The organism is Amycolatopsis taiwanensis DSM 45107, from assembly GCF_000519205.1.
In the GTDB taxonomy this organism is placed as follows: domain Bacteria; phylum Actinomycetota; class Actinomycetes; order Mycobacteriales; family Pseudonocardiaceae; genus Amycolatopsis_E; species Amycolatopsis_E taiwanensis.
The window spans coordinates 16,684-34,489 of the sequence record NZ_JAFB01000031.1; the positions used below are offsets into that span (position 1 = coordinate 16,684).

Below are 17,806 nucleotides of genomic sequence, written 5' to 3' on the forward strand. Positions count from 1 at the left end.
TGGTTATCCCTTCGGGGTGGAGGAAAGCAATTCGACGTTCCCGTCGAATTGCCATAGCGGGTTGGGTTGGTCCCCGGTTGGGGTCCGCACCTGGAAGTAGCCGTTCACTTCCTTCGGTCCGTCGCCGTCGGCGACGAACCGCCCGTCCGAGGTGACGTCGAGCTGGTAGATGGCCGAACCAGTGGCTTCGACGCCGGGGAGATGCCAGGAAACGACGCAACGCCAGTCGTTGCCCGGGCCTTCGGGGGCGACCAGCCCGTCACCCTTGGTGCAGTTCGCGGTGACCGCCAGCTTTGCCTCGGTGACGTCGGGGCGGTTGAGCTGTGCGGTCTGCAGGCGGTAGAGGTGGGCGAACGCCGTGGCGAGCGACCGCTGCAGCTTGTCCTGCTCGATCCCGGAACCCAGGGATGGGGTCGAGGCGGCGATGACCACGACCGTGACGCCGAGGAGCCCGGCCAGCGGCAGCGCCCCGGCGGCGATCGCGCGACGCCCCGAGCCGTCGTAGGTGAGGTTGGTGAAGTCGCGTCGCATGAACAGCCGGTAGGCCAGCGCGGTCGCGGCCATCGCCCACACCAGGCTGACCACGATGCTGACCAGCAGCGGACCGCCCTGTGCCGGGCTGGTGAACAGGCCGTTCCACGTGATGAAGGCGGAGGTGGGCAGGGCGAGGCGGACGGCGACGGGCAGCGGCAGCATCTGCGCGAGCGCCATCGCGAGCGCGACGACGACGGGCAACAGCAGGCCCATCGGCGACCGTCCTAACGCGACGGACCCGAGGAGTCCGATCGCGGCGAGGGCCAGCGTCGGGGCGAGCATGCAGATCCACGCGAGCAGGACCTGCAGAGCGGCGTCGCCCGGCGCCAGCAGATGGCCGTCGAGGCCGACCAGCTGCCGGTTGCCCACCGTCACGAGCCCGCCGACCGAGCTGGAAACGGCCATCCCGGCCACGAGCACCAGGATCACGGTGAGGCTGGCCAATGCCTTCGCCACGAAGATTCGCCGGTACGACCGGACCGCCACCAGCAGGTGGCGCCAGGTGCCGAGCCGGTCCTCGGCAGCGAACACGTCCCCGGCCGCCAGCGAGGTCAACAGCGGAAGGGCGTAGATGCCCGCGAAACCGAGCATCACCAGTGGTCCGGCCCACCCCGTGGCGTTCATCCAGCGACCGAACAGGGTGTCGGTCGGGAGTGAGCTCTGCAGGCTCACCCCAGCGACGAACAGCGCCGGCGCGATCCAGCAGGCGAGGACCAGCAGGCGAATCCGCCATTGGGAGAGCAGCTTGACCAGTTCGAAGCGGTAGCCGCGCGCCACCGAGACGGGGCGGGCAGCGGCGACCGGGGCATCGGCGATGTTCACGGTCATCGGTTGGTCTCCTGCTCGATGAGGGCGAGGAACGCGGCTTCCAGCGGGGACACCACGGGTATGAGCTCGCGCACCGCGATGCCCGCCTTCACCAGCCGGACAACGAGTTCGTCGAGGGCGGGTACCAGCGCGCGCACGACAAGTACCTCGGCGTCTGAGCCGTCCACGACGTGGAGTCCTGGCGTATCGAGAGCCACCCGGCGCGTGGCCTGCGGGTCGGACGTGCGTAGCCGATAGTCGAGTTCGTCGTTTTTGGCGGACAGTTTGCTCAGCGGACCGGAGAAGGCGACCCGCCCGGCCGCGAGAATGGTGACCTCGGAGCACAGCGCCTCGACGTCGTCCATCCGGTGGCTGGAAAGCACCATGGTGGTGCCTTCCGCCGCGAGCCGAGTGAGAACGCCGTGTACGTGCTTCTTGCCGGCGGGGTCCAGCCCATTGGAAGGCTCGTCGAGCACCAGCAGTCGTGGTGAGGTGAGCAAGGCCGCGGCGAGCCCGAGTCGTTGGCGCATGCCGAGGGAGAACCCCCGAACCCGGTCGTCGGCGACATCGGTGAGCCCGACCTGGTCGAGCGCGTCGTCGATCCCCACTGTCCGCGTGTCGCGGAGGGTGGCCAGCGCGGCGAGGTTCTGCCTGGCCGTGAGCGACGGGTAGAGGCCTGGTCCATCCACGAAACCGGCTACACCGTCGGCAGTGTCCAGCGCCCGGCCGACCGGCGTACCCAGGATCTCGAGGCGGCCGTCGTCGGCGACCGCCAGTCCCAGCAGCAGGCCGAGCAGGGTCGTCTTTCCGGCGCCGTTCGGGCCGACCAGTCCGTGGATCTGCCCTTGGGCCACATCCAGATCGATGCCATCCAGCGCGACCACATCACCGAAACATTTGGTGATCCCGCGAGCCCGGACCGCGAGCGTGATGTCCATCGGTTCCTTTCCTTCGTGAACTTTCACGAAACGTAGGGACCGCGAATGACGTGGCCGGGAACAACTGGTTGAACATTTCCGGAACAGGAATCAACCGTGTCCACCGTGGATGCCCTACCGTCGGCCGTCGGCCTTCCTGACCTGCGGCTATTGGGTGGCCGCGGCGCTGCGGCTGCCCGGCGCCGGATGCTTCGCGCTACGCCGACCGTCGCGGGCCTACCTACCGAACCCATGAGCCTCGCCGCCGGCGCGGTGTCCGTAGTCGACGTCATCGTCAGCGGCCGGGCACCCGTTCTTTTTCGGGCAGGACCATCACGCCGTGACGGATCGATGTGACTACAAGCGATCTCTGTCACTTGGCAACCAGGCAGGCCGACGAAAAGCATCCAGTGATCCGTTCTCGGCGGCCACCGTGGGGCCGCACCAGCGCCCCAGCCACAGCGCCCTGCAACACCGGGCGCTAGCCGAGAAGCTCGGCTATCCCCTTGAGCCGGGCACGATGTTGCCACCTTCGGTCGCCGACGCAATCAATGACCAGCTACACAAGGGGGCCACGCCTCAGCCACAGGCAGATAGTGAAGCCAGGGATCCATCCCCGTAGACCGTAGGCCGTCGTCGTCCTTGACCCTCAGGAAAGACTCACCCAGGATAGAACGTCGATAGCGGCGGCGGTGGCATGAAGGATCTGGCCAGATAGTTCTGACAATCGTGGCCTGGTTCGGCGATCAGCGGCATGACAAGACCTTCGAACCGATGATGGCCCAGTTACCAGTGGGCGGACGCGGATGGGTCCGTCAGGTCCGGGGCGTGCAGGCGCGTCCGAGTGCACGTAGTTGCGCTCTTGCTCACCAAGCTGGTACTCTCCGTTACGTCTTTCGCTTGCGGGCTCAGGATGGTGTCCCCCAAAAGCGTTTTTTGAATTCCCTGAGGTTTCCCCGGGAGCCGGTTTGCCTATCAAGCCGTTCCCGGTGCGAACGGGCTCTCTCCGCGGCTGTGCCGGCTTGTTCCGGCCAGCCCGCATTCACAATGCTCAAGCATCTTAGAAAGAAATTCATATGTACAGCAACGATGTTCCCCGTCAATCACACCACGACAACGCACAGCAACCGGTCGCCGGACTCCTCGACATCGTGGACAACCGTGCGTTCGTCCGTATCGACGGCTACCTGGCAGGGCCGGACGATGTCCATGTCCCACCGACGCTGATCCGCACGCATGGTCTGCGCCGTGGAGACACCATCACCGGCCGCGTGAAGCACGCCATCAACGGCCAAAAACGCCCTTCCCTGGCCGAGGTCGACGCCGTCAATGGGCAGGACCCCCGGCGGGCCACCACCCGGCCGAAGTTCTCCGAGTTGGTCCCCGTCTACCCGCACGAGCGCCTGCGGTTGGAGACCGAGCCACACGGTCTGACCACGCGCGTGATCGATCTGCTCATGCCGGTGGGCAAGGGCCAGCGAGCCTTGATCGTGGCGCCTCCGAAGGCCGGCAAGACCTCGGTGCTGCACGCGGTCGCGCACGGGATCGGCAAGAACCACCCGGAATGCCACCTCATGCACGTGCTCGTCGGCGAGCGCCCGGAAGAGGTCACCGACTTCACCCGCGCCGTGCCCGGCGAGGTCATCGCCGCCACCTTCGACCGTCCACCTGGTGAGCACATCGCGCTTGCCGAACTGGCCATCGAACGCGCCAAACGTCTGGTGGAAATGGGCCGCGATGTGGTGGTGATGCTTGATTCGCTGACCCGGCTGGGCCGCGCCTACAACCTGGCCGCGCCACCTGGAGGACGCATCTTGTCGGGTGGTATCGATTCCGCCGCCCTCACCCCACCCAAGCGATTCCTCGGTGCCGCCCGGGCAATCGAGGGGGGTGGCTCCTTGACCATCTTCGCCACCACGCTGGTCGACACCGGCTCGATCGGTGACACGCTGATTTTCGAGGAATACAAGGGAACCAGCAACGCCGAACTCGCGCTCGATCGCACGATCGCGACCAAACGTGTCTACCCTGCGGTCGACGTGAGCAAAACCGCCACGCGCAAGGAGGAACTGTTGTGCTCGCCCGGGGAACTGGCGGCCGGCGGTGCACTGCGCCGCGCCCTGTACCGCCGGGATCCCCACCAAGCCATCGATATGCTCCTCAACGGACTGCGCGCCACTGGGACGAACGCCGAGTTCCTCACCCAGATCACCAAGACCACTCCCCACAACAGCGGCAATTCCGGCGCTGAGCCGCTGCGCCGCCAGCCTGACACCGCCGCACGCACCATCAACACATCGGCATGAACGAGCGTTACCTGCGGCACCACTCCAGACAGTCGCTGAACTGGTTCCAAAGGTGTGACGGTTCTGGCAGGGGATACGCCGGTCCTGGTTCACAATGCCGGCGGGGAGGGATCTCCGGGAAAGGGTGATGACGGCACTCAGCGATTGATCGCTGAGCTTGAGGCAAACGGCCACTAGAGCGCGTCGCGAGTTCGGGTGACATGTATACTCAGTCGTATCGAATTTTTGCAGAGAAATTCCGTCGAGAGTTCGGATGATTGGTGCCTCAAGTGGATTCCTTTAGGGAATTTGTGAGGCCTCTCTTGAGGGCGGCAAGGAGTACGGGAGGATAATCTGGAAAACTACCTGCCTGGGGCCAAATTTGCCGCGGATGATGGACTTCAAAACCGAGGGCTTGTGCTAGCTCTGCAAATAAGCTATCCCTAAACTTGGAAAAAAAGGCAAGGGGTGCTCACGATGAACCCTGTAGCGTTTACCGCCGACCTTTTTTGCGTCAAGCGTTTGTCGATCAGCTCGGAACTTTGTTCATGTGTAATAGTGTGGATCTTCGAGATTGAAGTCTTTATCCCCATATCGTCAAGAATGAGAAACGGTGGGATCGGCCGGACGGAGGGTCGGCACTCCGCCCGGCCGGGGGTTCAGGCGTGCAGCAGCCCGGTGAGCTCGGACAGATCCGCCAGGCCCGCGAGCCCGTAGGTGAGCTCGGTGATCCGGTCGGCGGCCTGCTCGGTGACGACGCGCGTCGCGTTGAGCCGGAACTTCGTGGCCAACTCCTCGGCTGACAACGGGTTGTCGGGCCCGCCGCGGTTGACGTCCACGCGTTCCTCCAGTTCACTGCCGTCGCGCAGGCGTGCGCGGAGCACGGCGGGGAACTGGTGCGGGAAGATCTCGTCGCAGCGTTCGTCGGGTACGCAATGCACCTTCGCCGCCAGCGCGAGCCGGTCCGGGTTCGCCGCCGCGTCGTCGGTGAAGTCCTCGTGGAACACACCGAGCCCGCCGCCGCCGAGGAAAGCCGCCGCGACCGTGTACGGGCCGGAGAACGCCGCGTGGTAACCGGACTTCGGCTGGATCTTGTCCTCACGCGGCTCGCCGATGGTGCGCAGCACGGCCGTCGGCGCGCCGAGTTCGAGGTGCTCGATGTCCGCCGGGTCCACGCCGCGCGCCCGCAGCCGTTGCGCGGCGTCGATGCCCGCGTGCGTGAAGTGGTTGCACGGGTAAGGCTTGAAGAAGATGCCCGGTAGCTCCCAGTCGGTGCCGAGGCCGTCGACGATCTCGTTGACGTGGACCTGGTCGCCGCAGAACGCCTGCAGGAAACCGAAGCGGCCCTCCAGCACGGTCGGCGGGCCGGTGATGCCGTGGCGCGCCATCCCGGCCGCCGACACCGCGGCATGCGCGGCCCATCCGCAGTGCACGCGCTTGACCGTGCCGCCGGTGCGATTGGCCTCCAGCAGCCCGGAGCCCATGCTGGCCGCGATACCGAGCGCGTCGGCGATCCCGGCTTCGTCCACATCGGACAGCAGGGCCGCGGCGGCCGCGGCGCCGAGCGCGCCACAGATGGCCGTCGCGTGCAGGCCGTGCTCGAAGAACACGGAGTTGCCGAGCTCCTGGTCGTAGCCGGCCATGCCGAGCCGCACGGTGATCTCCACGCCGATGCCGATCGCGTCGAGCAGCTGCGCCCCGGTGGCACCGCGGGACTCGGCGACGGCGAGCGCCGCCGGCACGACTGACGCCGACGGGTGCAGCACCGACGGCAGGTGCGTGTCGTCGAAGTCGAGCGAGTGCGCGAGCGTGCCGTTAAGCAGAGCCGCGTTCGGGTCAGGTAGCTTCGCGCCGAGTCCGATGGCCGTGGCCCGGCCGGAGCCGCCCCATTCCTGCACGAGCGCGCCGACGGCCTTCGCGGGTCGTTCGGATGTCGCGGCGAGGCTGTTGCCGAGCACGTCGAGCACGCGGCGCGCGGCGTCGTCGCGTAGCTCCGCAGGGAGGCCCTTGACCCGCATCGAAGCCGCGAACTCCGCGACGCGCTGGACGATCGACTGTGTCATGCCGTCACCGCCGCGAGCGGACGCACGGGTGACCCGGTGCCGCCGACGATGCGCAGCGGCGCCAGCAGGAACGCGAACTCCGCCAGCCCCTCTTCGGCGACGGCTTCGAGGTTGAGGTGCTCCATGATGAAGATGCCAGACTGCACCAGCAGGATCCGGTGCACCGGCAGCACGGCGTGCCCGGTGCCAGCCGGGATCTGCTCGAACGCCGTGGTGTCCGAACCCGTCGCGACGACCTCGCGTGCCGCCAGCCACTCCGCCGCGGACGTGTCCGCGCCCGGGACACCCGTTTCCTTACCCAGGTACGCCGTCGGGTCGCCGAAGTTGCGCGCCCAGCCGGTGCGGATCAGCGCGACGTCCCCGGGGCCGGGCTCGGTGCCGACGCGCTTCGCGGCGGAGTCGAGGTCCTCGGCCGTCACGCCGTAACCCGGCTCCAGTGTTTTTACACCGTGCACCGCGGCGACGTCGAGCAGCACCGCACGGCGCAGCAGGCCGGGCAAGTGCTCGGCGCCGTGTGTGCGGAAGACTCCGCCCTGCTGGGCTTCGTCAGCGTCGACGCCGCCGTGCAACTCGCCGTCGTGGCTGACGTGCGAGAGCGCGTCGATGTGGGTGCCGACGTGCCCGCCGGTCACGATGATCTCGTTGGCCGCCGAGCCGCCGTCCGGGCGGCGCATGTCGCCGTGGCGGCGGATCAGGGTCATCCGGAATCCGGGATGGTTCGGCGAGCAGGGCATCCCGGTGAAGAACGGCTGACCGAGCTCGATCAGCCGGACGCCACCGGAAATCGCCGCCAGCAACGGATCCTGGGTACCTGTCATGAGTGCGTGCCTTCCTCGACGTGCTTCTCTTTCGACCCCGCGAGCGCGAGCACCCACTGGGCGCGCGCCACGACCGCGGCGTCGACGAACTGTCCGTGGTCATCGATCCACGCGGCGTCGCCCGACGACGCGAGGCGGCCGAGCAACTCGCTCGCCCACGCCGTCTCGGCCGGGTCGGGGGCGCACACCTCGTGCACCACGGGGATCTGGGAGGGGTGGATCACCGACCGGCCGAAGAACCCGGCGCGGCGCCCCGCTTCGGTGCTCGTGCGCAACCCGTCGAGGTCGCGCACGGCGGTCCACACGCTCTGCACCGGGCTGGGCAGCCCGGCCGCGCGGGCGGCCACGACCACGCGCGAGCGCGGCCAGGTCAACGCCGTGCTGTCCCCGCCGCCCGCCACCCGCAGATCCGCCGCGAGGTCGGCTTCGCCGAGCGAGATCCCGGCGACGAGCGGGTGCGCGGTGGCCAGTGCGAGCGCGTTCTCCACGCCCAGCGCCGACTCCAGAATCGGATACACCGGCACGCCGAGCGCATCGGCGACGCGGCGCAGCTCGGCCGGGTCTTCGGCCTTGGGCACGCGCACACCGGCCGGTTTGGCCTCCGCGGTGGCCAGTGCGGAGACGTCCGCTTCGCCGGCCGGTGTGGCGGGCGCGTTGACGCGAACGAAGAACTCCGCGCCCTCGGCCAGCGTCGTCAGCACCGTGCGGCGCGCGTCCTCCTTGGCAGCCACGGCGACGGCGTCCTCCAGGTCCACGACCACGGCGTCGGCCGGGCCGGCGAGCGCCTTCGCGATGCGGTCCGGCCGGTCGCCGGGAACGTAGAGCCAGCTGCGGATCACCGTCACTTGATCACGCCTTTTTCGCGCAACGAAGCCAGTTCCGGCTCGCCGAACCCGTAGCGCCCGAGGATCTCCGCCGTGTGCGCGCCGAGCGGGGCGCCGGCCGAGGTGATCGAGCCCGGCGTCTGCGACAGCCGGAACAACACGTTCTGCATCTTCACCGGACCGAGTTCTACGTCGTCGACGGTCGTGATGCTGCCGAGCGCCGCGAACTGCGGGTCGGTCATCACGTCGGCCGCGGTGTAGATCGGGGCGACGGCGGCCTGGGCTTCCTCGAACGCCTTCACCACATCGTCGCGGTCGCGCTCGGCGATCCACGAACCCACGGCTTCGTCGAGTTCGTCGGCGTGCTTCGCACGTTCCGCGCCGCTGGCGAACCACGGCTCGTCGACCAGTTCGGGGCGCCCGACGAGCCGCATCACGCGTTCCGCGATCGATTGTGCGCTCGTGGAGATCGCGACCCAGCTGCCGTCGCGCGTGCGGTAGGTGTTGCGCGGCGCGTTGTTCGTGGACCGGTTGCCGGTGCGCGGCTGTAGCGTGCCCAGCTGGTCGTGGGCGATTATCTGTGGCCCGAGCAGCGTGAGGATCGGCTCGATGATGGCGAGGTCCACGACCTGCCCGCGACCGGTCTGCTCACGCGCGCGCAGCGCCGTCATGACCGCGAATGCCGTGGTCAGCGCGGCGATGCCGTCGGCGAGGCCGAACGGCGGCAGCGTGGGCGGGCCATCGGGCTCGCCGGTGATCGCGGCGAACCCGCTCATCGCTTCGGCGAGCGTGCCGAAGCCGGGCCGCTTGGCGTAGGGGCCGATCTGCCCGAACCCGGTCACGCGCGTGAGGACGAGACCGGGGTTGATCTTGCTCAGCTCGTCGTAGCCGAGACCCCAGCGCTCGAGCGTGCCCGGCCGGAAGTTCTCCACCACCACGTCGGTGTCGGCCACCAGCCGGCGGAACACGTCCTGGCCCTCGGGCGAACCGAGGTACAGCGTGATGGCCTTCTTGCCGCGGCCGAGGATCTTCCACCACAGGCCGACCCCGTCGCGCTGCGCGCCGTGGCTGCGGACCGGGTCGCCGTTCGGGTGTTCGATCTTGATGACCTCGGCGCCGTAGTCGCCCAGCAGCGTCGCGGCCAGCGGGCCGGCGAACAGGGTGGCGGTGTCGAGTACCCGGATCCCGGACAAAGCGCCCGTCATGGGGCCTACCTGCCTTTCTCCTCCGACGCGTGAGCCTGCGCTCATCGTTTCGCCAGTAGGAACAAGAGTCAACGCGATGTTTCTGGCCTGTGTCGCGGCCTGGTTTTCAAGTTTGCACTGATAGCGGCGTCCGTCAAGTTATGCGCAGATATTGACCTGACCGCGAGGCCGGTGTCACGATAGCCGACAACATTTCTAACGTTTCTCCAAGCGGAACGCCAGCCCCTTCGGTAGGAAGAGGCGTCCATTGGGAAGAGGTGACATGTCTGCGCGAAAGCTCATCGCCGTGCTCAGCGCGTGCGCCCTGTTCGCGGCCGCCGGGTGCGGGGGTTCGGCCCCGGCGGGGGCGGGCGGTGCGGCCGCGGGCCGGGACGTGGGCCCGGTGAAGATCGCCGCGCTCCACCCGGTCAGCGGGTCGAACGCCGTAGACGGCCTCCAGATGCGCCGGGGTGCGCAGCTGGCGGTCGACGCCATCAACGCGGCCGGCGGCATCAAGTCGCTCGGCGGCCGCAAGGTCGAGCTCATCACGGGTGACAGCCAGGGCAAGGCCGACATCGGGCAGAGCGAGGCCCAGCGGCTCATCTCCGCCGGCGCGGTCGCCCTCGTCGGCACCTACCAGAGCGCGGTGAGCACCAACGCCGCCGTGGTCGCGGAACGCAACCGGGTACCGTTCGTCATGGACGTGACCGCTTCGGACGCGATCTTCAGCCACGGCTACCGGTACTCGTTCCGTGTGCAGCCGGGCAGCGAGGCCATCGCGAGCGCCGCCGCCCAGTACCTCAAGGAGGTTTCTCAGCAGGCCGGGAAACCGGTCCACAAGGTCGCGTTCCTCCACGAGCAGAGCGACTTCGGCAGCGGTGCTGCCGAAGCGTTCACCGCGGCCGCGCAGAAGCTCGGTTTCTCCGTCGGGCCGGACATCAGCTACGACGCCACCACCGTCAGCGACCTCACAGCCCAGATCACGCAGGTCAAGACCTCGGGTGCGGACGTGCTCGCCGTCGCCGGCTACTACCGCGACAGCCTGCTCGCGGCCAAGGCCATCGACTCGGTGAAACCACCCCTCAACGCGGTGTGGGGTGTCTCGAACGGCGCCTACGACCAGCCGAAGTTCGTCACCGATGCGGGCAAGCTGGGTGCGCTGTACTTCAGCACCAACTACCACTACGACGCCACCAACGCGCAGACCGTCGCGTTGCGCGCCCAGTACCAGCGCCAGTTCGGCGACCCCATGCGCACCGGAGCGGTGCTGTCCTACGACGCGGTCCAGGTCATCGCCGCGGCGGTCGACAAGGCCGCGAGCACCGACCTCGAGAAGGTCCGCGACGCCATCGCCGCGTCCCAGGTCGCGCCCCTGACCGTGGGCCACGGACCGATCTCCTTCGCCACGAACGGCGACAACCGCAACGCGTTCCCCGTCCTCATGCAGGTGCAGGACGGGCAGGTCAAGCAGGTCTTTCCCCCGGACAAAGCCGAATCCCGGCCCGACTACACGGTGACATGGCGGCCATGAGCGAACTCGACACCTCCCCCGGGGCGACACTCGCCCCCGAAATCTCCCCTCCGGACGACAAGGTGAAACAGCAGCGGGCCTTCCTCGGCCGCGCCGGCGTGGTCGGCGCGCTCGTCGTGGTCGCGATCGTCGTCGCGCTGCTGATGTCGGGCAGCGAGCTGGTGGTGTGGCAGTCGGTGGTCACCGGCATCCTCACCGGCGGACTCTACGGCCTCATCGCGATGGGCCTCACGCTGATCTTCGGCGTGCTGGACATCGTCAACTTCGCGCACGGCGCACTGCTGGCCGTCGCAATGTTCATCTCCTTCGGCATGGTGCAGGCGACCGGCATGCACCCGTACGTCACGCTGATCGTCGCGGTCCCGGCCTTGTTCCTCCTCGGCGCCGCCGTGCACCGCGGCCTGCTGTCGGGCAACGCGGGCAAGACACTCGAGAACCAGTTGCTCATCACGCTCGGGCTCTCGCTGCTGCTCGAGAACCTGCTGCTGATGTTCTTCGGCGCCGAGCCCAAGAGCATCGCGTTGCCCGGCGACTTCCAGTTCTCCCTGCTGGGTGCCGTGGTCGCGGGTTCGCGACTGTACGCGTTCATCGGCGCGATCCTGCTCGGCGCGATGCTCTTCTGGCTGCTGCGCCGCACTCGCCTCGGCACGGCGATCCGCGCGGTCGCCGCCCACGGCCCGGGCGCGGAGCTCGTCGGCATCAACGTCCGGCGCATCCACACGCTGACGTTCGCCATCGGCACGGCGTGTGCCGGCGCCGCGGCCGCGCTCGCGGGACCGCTCGTGACTGTCACGCCCACGCTCGGCGAGCAGTTCAACATCACCGCGTTCGTCGTGGTGGTGCTCGGCGGGATGGGCAATGTCGTCGGCGCGCTCGTCGGCGGCCTGCTGATCGGGCTGGTCGAACAGCTCACCACGATCTACCTCGGCGGCCAGAGCTCCCTGCTCGGCGTGTTCGTGGTGTTCGTGCTGGTGTTGTTCCTCCGGCCGCAGGGCCTGTTCGGGAGGCGAGCATGAGCACCATCACGATCGCGGGACCGGCTACGACGGGGAGCGTGAAGGCGCCGCCGCTGCGCCCGCAGAACCGGCAGTACCTCATCCTCGCGGTGCTCGTGCTGGTCGCGATCCCGCTGCCGCTGATCCTGCCCGCGGCGCAGGGCGCGGTGGCCGTACGGATCCTGATCTTCCTGCTCATGGCGGTGGGCTGGAACATCATGAGCGGCTTCGGCGGGATGTTCAGCTTCGGCCACGCCGCGTACTTCGGGCTCGGCGCGTACACCAGCGCGTACCTGCTGGTGAAGCACAACGTGTCACCGTGGCTCGGGATGCTCGCCGGCATGGTGGTGGCCGCTGCGGTCGCCGTGCTCGTCGGGTACTTCTCGTTCCGCTACAAGTTGCAGGGCGCGTACTTCGCGCTGGCTACGTTCGCGTTCGCCGAGATGCTGCGGCTGATCGCCACGAGCAGCGCGTTCGCCAACAAGGCAGTGGGCTTCAACGTGCCGCTGATCCAGGGTTCGTCGCTGGGGCTGATCCAGTTCCCGGCCGACTCGCCCGCGTACTTCTGGGTGGCGCTCGTGCTGGCCGGGGCCGCGGTCGCGATCAGCATCGCGTTCCTGCACTCGCGCACCGGCCGCTACGTCACCGCGATCCGCGACGACGAGCTGGCGGCCGCGTCGCTGGGTGCGCCGGTGCTGCACCACAAGCTGGTCACCGTGGCGCTGTCCGCCGCGATCACGGCCGTGGCCGGGGCTTTCTACACGCAGTACTACCTGTTCGTGAACCCCGACCTCGGGTTCGGCTCCGCGGTGTCGATCCAGGCGATCGTGCCCGTGGTGATCGGCGGAATCGGTACGATCTGGGGCCCGGTGGTGGGCGCGATCATCGTCGGCTCGCTCACCGACGTCACGGCGACGCTGCTGCGTACGCCACCCGGATTCCTCGGGTTCCTGCAGGGCCGCAGCGGCCTCGACGTGGTGCTTTACGCCGTGCTGCTGATCCTCATCGTGCGGCTCCTGCCGAAGGGCATTGTCGGAACGCTGGCGGCGAGGTGGCGGCGATGAGCATCGTGCAGGTGAACGGCGTCGGCAAGGCGTTCCGCGGGCTGCGGGCGCTGTCCGATGTAGACTTCGAGGTCGCCGAAGGCGAGATCCTCGGCGTGATCGGGCCCAACGGCGCCGGCAAGACCACGTTGTTCAACGTCATCTCGGGCGCGCTGACGCCCGACACCGGCCGCGTGCACCTCGCCGGCGCCGACGTCACGGGCCGGTCGCCGGACCGGATCGCGCGGGCCGGCATGGTGCGCACGTTCCAGCTGATGCGGCCGTTCTCGAGCATGACCGTGCTGGAGAACGTGTCCCTGGCCGCGCAGCACCACCGGTTCGGCGCCAGGCAACTGCGGCAGCATTCACTCGACGTCATCGAGCGAGTGGGGCTCGGGCCGTGGGCCCATCGCCCGGCACCTGACCTGCCGACGGCGGGGCTCAAGCGCCTGGAACTGGCGCGGACGCTCGCGATGCGGCCGAAGGTACTGTTGCTCGACGAGGTGCTCGCCGGGCTCGTCCCGGCCGAGCGTGAACCTGTGCTCGACCTCCTCGCGACGCTGCGTGAGCAGGAGGGTGTGACGCTCGTGTTCATCGAGCACATCATGGCCGCCGTGATGCGCCTGGCCGACCGCGTGCTGGTGCTCGACCAGGGCCGCATGCTCGCCGTCGGGTCGCCGGAAGAGGTCACCAGCGACCCCCGGGTCATCGACGCCTACCTCGGAGAGGAGCCGACTCGTGCTGAAGCTTGACAAGGTCTGCGCCGGCTACGGGCGCATGCGGATCCTCCACGACGTCGACTTGGAGCTGGGTGAAGGCGAAATCGTCGCGCTCGTCGGGGCCAACGGTGCCGGCAAGACCACGACGCTGCGCAGCATCTGCGGCCAGCTGAAACCGATGTCGGGTTCCATCACGCTCGATGGCGTGCCCACCGCGGGCCGGCGCCCGGACCAGCTCGTGTGCGACGGCCTCGTGCACGTGCCGGAGGACCGTGCGCTGTTCGGCACGCTCACCGTGGAGGAGAACCTCCGCATGGGCGCCTGGACTCGCAGCTCCGCGCAGGCCACGAAGTCGCTGGCCGAGGTCTACGAGCTGTTCCCGGTGCTCGCCGAGCGCCGCACGACGGTCGCGCAGACGTTCAGCGGTGGGCAGCAACAGATGCTCGCCATCGGCCGCGCGCTCATGGCCGGGCCGCGGCTGCTGATGCTCGACGAACCGTCGACCGGGCTGTCGCCCAAACTCACGTGGACGATGCTGGAAGCCGTGCGGCGGATTCGCGACACCGGCGTGGCAGTGCTGCTGGTGGAACAGAACGCGAAGCAGGCGCTCGCGATCGCGGACCGCGCGTACGTGCTCGAAAGCGGGGCAACTGTGCTTGCGGGGACGGGTGCAGAGCTCGCGGATGACAATCGGGTCAGGAAGGCGTATTTGGGACTGTGAAAAGCGAACAGGCAGCCCAGGCCACGGCGGCACTCGGCGCGTGGGTGTCCGAAGTGGACGCCTCGGCCGCGCCAGAAGCGGTGCTGGACCGGCTCGCCCTCGTACTGCTCGACGTGCTCGGTGTGACCGCCGTCGGAGCTTCGCTGCCCGAACAGCGGGCGCTCGTCGCGGCCTGGCGCGCGCCGGAGGGCCCGGCGCCGCTCGTCGGCACCGGGCGGCTCGTCGCCACCGATTCCGCGGCGTGGCTCAACGCGATGGCGCTCGTGTCGCTCGAACTCGACGAGGGCAACAAATACGCGAAGGGGCATCCCGCGGCGCACGGCTTCCCGGCCGTGCTGGCGCTGGCGGCCGAGTTGGACAGCACGGGCGCCGACACCGCGGCGGCGCTGCTGGCCGCCTACGAGGTGGCGTCGCGCTTCGGTCGCGCGACGACGTTGCAGGCGGGCGCGCACCCGCACGGCAGTTGGGGCGTGCCGGGTGCGGCGGCCGGGTGCGCGCGGCTGCTCGGCCTCGCACCGGGTGCGGCCGCCGCGGCCATCGACACCGCGGCGGGGATGGCGATCGCCGGGCACTTCGACTCGGCGACGCAGGGCAACCCGGTGCGCAACGCGTGGATGGGTGCCTCGGCCACCGCGGGGCTCGCCGCCGCGCGGATGGCGGCGGCGGGCCTAGCCCGCGTTACCGGAACAGCCGCGCTCTCGCTCGGCACGCTGCTCGGCTCGTTCGACCCGGCCGAGCTCACCACCGACCTCGGGTCGCGCTGGGACATCACGCGCGGCTACTTCAAACGCCACGCGTCGTGCTCCTTCACGCACCCGGCGGCCGACGCTGTGCTGGACCTGCGCGGTGAACCGGGGTTCCGCACCGAGGGCATCACGAAGATCGTGGTGGAAAGCCACGTGCTGGGCGCCGGACTGTCCGGAGTGGACTGGTCGAACCGGCTTTCGGCGATGTTTTCCACGCCGTTCGTGGTGGCGACCGCCGCGCTCACCGGTGCGGTCGGGCCGGCCAGCGTCGTCGACGACCCGGCGGTGCGGGCGCTGGCGCGGCGGGTGCGGCTCGTCGAGGCCGCCGACCTCACCGCGCGCCTGCCCGACGAGCGCGCGACCCGCGTGCAGGTGTGCTTCGACGACGGCGCCACGCTCACGCGCGAACTGCCCAACCCGGTCGGCGACGCCGACTACCACCCGCTGACCGAGCGCGATGTGCTCGGCCTGCTCAAGACGTGGCTGCCGCGGCAGCCCGCACTCGTGGACCGGGCCGCCGCGCTCGGCCGCGAACTGCCCAGCCTGCCCCGCGTCGGCGCGGCGCTGCGCGAGCTGGCCGGAACCGATGAGAAGGAGCTGAACTCATGCGTGCCCTCGCGGTGACGCCCATCCACCTGCCAGCCGAAGAGGTCGCCCGGCGCCAGGCGCGCTACGACCGGCTCGCGCCGCCGGGCCTGCGGATCGAGCTGCGCAACGTCGGTCCCTCCGCACCGGTCACTTTGGACACCGACGAGGCCGTGCGCGACTCCGAGCGGGAAGTCGCCGCTCTGCTCAAGGAAGCTGCCGACGGCTTCGACCTCGCGTTCCCCGACTGCGTGCTGGACCCGGCCGTGCCGAACGCCGTCGCCGAGCCGTCGCGGCCCGTGCACGGCATCCTCAAGCTGTCGGCTACTTACCTGGCCGCCAAGGGCGTGCGGTTCGGCGCGGTGGTGCGCAACGAGGCGATCAAAGCCGAATTCGAGCGCCGCATCAGCGCGTTCGCGCTCGACGCGTACTTCGTCGGGATCCGCGTGCTGGACCTGCCGTTCTCCGCGATCGCCGAGACCGAGGTGTGGAACCGAGCGCTGGGTGCGGCGGTGGCCGAGCTCGCCGCGCTCGGCGCGACGGCCGTGATCAACGGCTGCTCGGCCGTGGACGTCGAACCCGCCGACCTGCCGGCGCGCATCGTCGATCCGACGGAGCTGGCGATGCGGCTGCTGACCGTTGAGGGGGCGCGGTGACCGACGGACCGGACCTCGTCGTCGCCGGTGCGGGTGGCGGGCTCGCCGGGGCGCTGCGCGCGGCCGAGCTGGGCCTGAACGTGCTCGTCGTCGAGGCGAGTGAGCACTTCCGGCGCGGCAACAATACGTCGATGTCCACCGCGATGTTCCCCGGTGCCGGTTCGCGCTGGCAGGCCGCGGCGGGCGTCAAGGACTCGCCGGAGCAGTTCGTCGCGGACATCATGGCGAAGACGAAGGGCCAGGCCGACCCGCGGCTCGCCCGGACGCTGGCCGAAGTGAGCGCACCACTCGCGGAGTGGCTCGCCGACTCGGCCGGGCTGCCGCTGTCGTTGGTCACGGACTTCAACTACCCAGGCCATGCCGTGACGCGGTGCCACTCGATCCCCGGCCGCCATGGCTCGGGTGTGATCGACCACCTCGCCCGGCGCGTCGCGGAGCACGAGAACATCGAGCTGCTCGTGCCCGCGAAGCTGACCGAGGTTCTGTCCGATGTGGACGGTGTGCGTGCGGTTGTGGTGCGCTATCCCGACGGGGTCGAGGAGCAGATCCCGACGCGGGCAGTGCTGCTGGCCACCAACGGGTTCGGCGCCGACAAGGAACTGGTCGCCCGGTACCTGCCGGAGATCGCGGACGCGCTGTACCAGGGCAGTGACCAGTCGCTCGGTGACGCGTTGCGCATCGGTGAAAAGCTCGGCGCCGCAACGGGTTTCCTCGACGCGTACCAGGGGCACGGTGCCGTCGCGGCCAATGCGGGCACGCTCGTCGGCTGGGCGACGATCATCCACGGCGCGGTCCTCGTCGACCTGGACGGCCGCCGCTTCGGCGACGAAACCCGCGGTTACTCGGAGTACGCCGCCGAGCTGGCCGCGCGGCCCGGCGCGACCGGCTGGATCGTGCTCGACGAGACGATCTTCCAGCAGTGCCAGCAGTTCCAGGACTTCCGCGACACTGTCGAGTCGGGTGCGCTCGTGTGGGCCGGCGACGCGGTGGAACTGGCGTCGGCGACCGGCCTGCCGGCCGATGCGCTGGCCGAGGAACTGGCTACGGCGGCGGCGACCGCGCGGGGCGAACGCGCCGACGAGTTCGGCCGGACCAACTGGGAACGCCCGCTCGCGGGCCGGTACGCCGCGGTGCGCGTGGTGCCCGCGTTGTTCCACACTCAGGGCGGCTTGCTGGTTGACGAGAACGCGGCCGTCGTCGACACGCACGGCAACCCGATCCCCGGGCTCTACGCCGCCGGCGGCGCGGCCGCGAGCATCTCGGGCCACGGCGCCGCCGGTTACCTGCCGGGCAACGGCCTGCTGCCGGCATTCGGCCTCGCGTACCTGGCCGCCGTCGACGTCGCACGGCGCCGCAACTGACTTTCCCTTACACCGCA

General features: G+C 69.3%; 14 protein-coding genes and 1 pseudogene. 9 read left to right on the plus strand and 6 right to left on the minus strand.

Annotated elements, in window-relative coordinates; all coding sequences use genetic code 11:
* Positions 1-3: 3 nt before the first annotated feature.
* Positions 4-1,362 carry an ABC transporter permease gene (locus tag A3CU_RS0124050; RefSeq protein ID WP_027944467.1) on the minus strand — a complete coding sequence of 453 codons (1,359 nt, stop codon included), beginning with the start codon at positions 1,360-1,362 and terminating at the stop codon, positions 4-6.
* Entirely contained in the window at positions 1,359-2,279 is a 921-nt protein-coding gene (locus A3CU_RS0124055; RefSeq protein ID WP_027944468.1) for an ABC transporter ATP-binding protein, read from the minus strand. The genes A3CU_RS0124050 and A3CU_RS0124055 overlap by 4 nt, the downstream gene beginning before the upstream one ends.
* Before the next feature lie 1,055 nt (positions 2,280-3,334).
* On the opposite strand from A3CU_RS0124055, the gene A3CU_RS46345 reads away from it, so the two are divergent.
* Complete coding sequence (locus A3CU_RS46345) at positions 3,335-4,564, plus strand: transcription termination factor Rho, short form (protein ID WP_063628882.1); 1,230 nt, start codon at positions 3,335-3,337, stop codon at positions 4,562-4,564.
* 638 nt (positions 4,565-5,202) lie between these two features.
* On the opposite strand, the gene A3CU_RS0124065 is transcribed toward A3CU_RS46345, so the two are convergent.
* From A3CU_RS0124065 to A3CU_RS0124080, 4 genes are read right to left on the minus strand one after another with little or no spacing between them, the layout of a single operon-like run.
* The gene (locus A3CU_RS0124065; protein WP_027944469.1) at positions 5,203-6,606 is read right to left on the minus strand and encodes an MmgE/PrpD family protein; all 1,404 of its coding nucleotides are present in this window, start codon (positions 6,604-6,606) and stop codon (positions 5,203-5,205) included.
* Entirely contained in the window at positions 6,603-7,424 is an 822-nt protein-coding gene (locus tag A3CU_RS0124070; protein WP_027944470.1) for a cyclase family protein, read from the minus strand. The genes A3CU_RS0124065 and A3CU_RS0124070 overlap by 4 nt, the downstream gene beginning before the upstream one ends.
* Complete coding sequence (locus A3CU_RS0124075) at positions 7,421-8,269, minus strand: HpcH/HpaI aldolase/citrate lyase family protein (RefSeq protein WP_027944471.1); 849 nt, start codon at positions 8,267-8,269, stop codon at positions 7,421-7,423. Before A3CU_RS0124075 ends, A3CU_RS0124070 begins: the two co-directional genes overlap by 4 nt.
* Positions 8,266-9,453: a CaiB/BaiF CoA transferase family protein gene (locus A3CU_RS0124080; protein WP_027944472.1), complete on the minus strand. Its 1,188-nt coding sequence runs from the start codon at positions 9,451-9,453 to the stop codon at positions 8,266-8,268. Before A3CU_RS0124080 ends, A3CU_RS0124075 begins: the two co-directional genes overlap by 4 nt.
* Before the next feature lie 262 nt (positions 9,454-9,715).
* Between A3CU_RS0124080 and A3CU_RS0124085 the strand changes: the two are divergent.
* From A3CU_RS0124085 to A3CU_RS0124120, 8 genes and pseudogenes are all read left to right on the plus strand, one after another.
* Positions 9,716-10,807 (plus strand): annotated as a pseudogene (locus tag A3CU_RS0124085) (ABC transporter substrate-binding protein); the annotation flags it as partial.
* 152 nt (positions 10,808-10,959) lie between these two features.
* On the plus strand, positions 10,960-11,979 hold the full coding sequence (locus A3CU_RS0124090; RefSeq protein ID WP_245617297.1) for a branched-chain amino acid ABC transporter permease: 1,020 nt from the start codon (positions 10,960-10,962) through the stop codon (positions 11,977-11,979).
* On the plus strand, positions 11,976-13,022 hold the full coding sequence (locus A3CU_RS0124095; RefSeq protein ID WP_027944475.1) for a branched-chain amino acid ABC transporter permease: 1,047 nt from the start codon (positions 11,976-11,978) through the stop codon (positions 13,020-13,022). Before A3CU_RS0124090 ends, A3CU_RS0124095 begins: the two co-directional genes overlap by 4 nt.
* Positions 13,019-13,753 carry an ABC transporter ATP-binding protein gene (locus A3CU_RS0124100; RefSeq protein WP_245617298.1) on the plus strand — a complete coding sequence of 245 codons (735 nt, stop codon included), beginning with the start codon at positions 13,019-13,021 and terminating at the stop codon, positions 13,751-13,753. Before A3CU_RS0124095 ends, A3CU_RS0124100 begins: the two co-directional genes overlap by 4 nt.
* Positions 13,740-14,441, plus strand: coding sequence for an ABC transporter ATP-binding protein (locus A3CU_RS0124105; protein WP_027944477.1), 702 nt, complete (start codon positions 13,740-13,742; stop codon positions 14,439-14,441). Before A3CU_RS0124100 ends, A3CU_RS0124105 begins: the two co-directional genes overlap by 14 nt.
* Positions 14,438-15,811 carry an MmgE/PrpD family protein gene (locus A3CU_RS46350; RefSeq protein WP_052372066.1) on the plus strand — a complete coding sequence of 458 codons (1,374 nt, stop codon included), beginning with the start codon at positions 14,438-14,440 and terminating at the stop codon, positions 15,809-15,811. Before A3CU_RS0124105 ends, A3CU_RS46350 begins: the two co-directional genes overlap by 4 nt.
* The gene (locus A3CU_RS0124115) at positions 15,793-16,428 is read left to right on the plus strand and encodes an aspartate/glutamate racemase family protein (protein ID WP_027944478.1); all 636 of its coding nucleotides are present in this window, start codon (positions 15,793-15,795) and stop codon (positions 16,426-16,428) included. The genes A3CU_RS46350 and A3CU_RS0124115 overlap by 19 nt, the downstream gene beginning before the upstream one ends.
* Positions 16,425-17,789 (plus strand): FAD-dependent oxidoreductase, encoded by a 1,365-nt coding sequence (locus tag A3CU_RS0124120; protein ID WP_027944479.1) that lies wholly within the window; start codon positions 16,425-16,427, stop codon positions 17,787-17,789. Before A3CU_RS0124115 ends, A3CU_RS0124120 begins: the two co-directional genes overlap by 4 nt.
* Positions 17,790-17,806 lie beyond the last annotated feature (17 nt).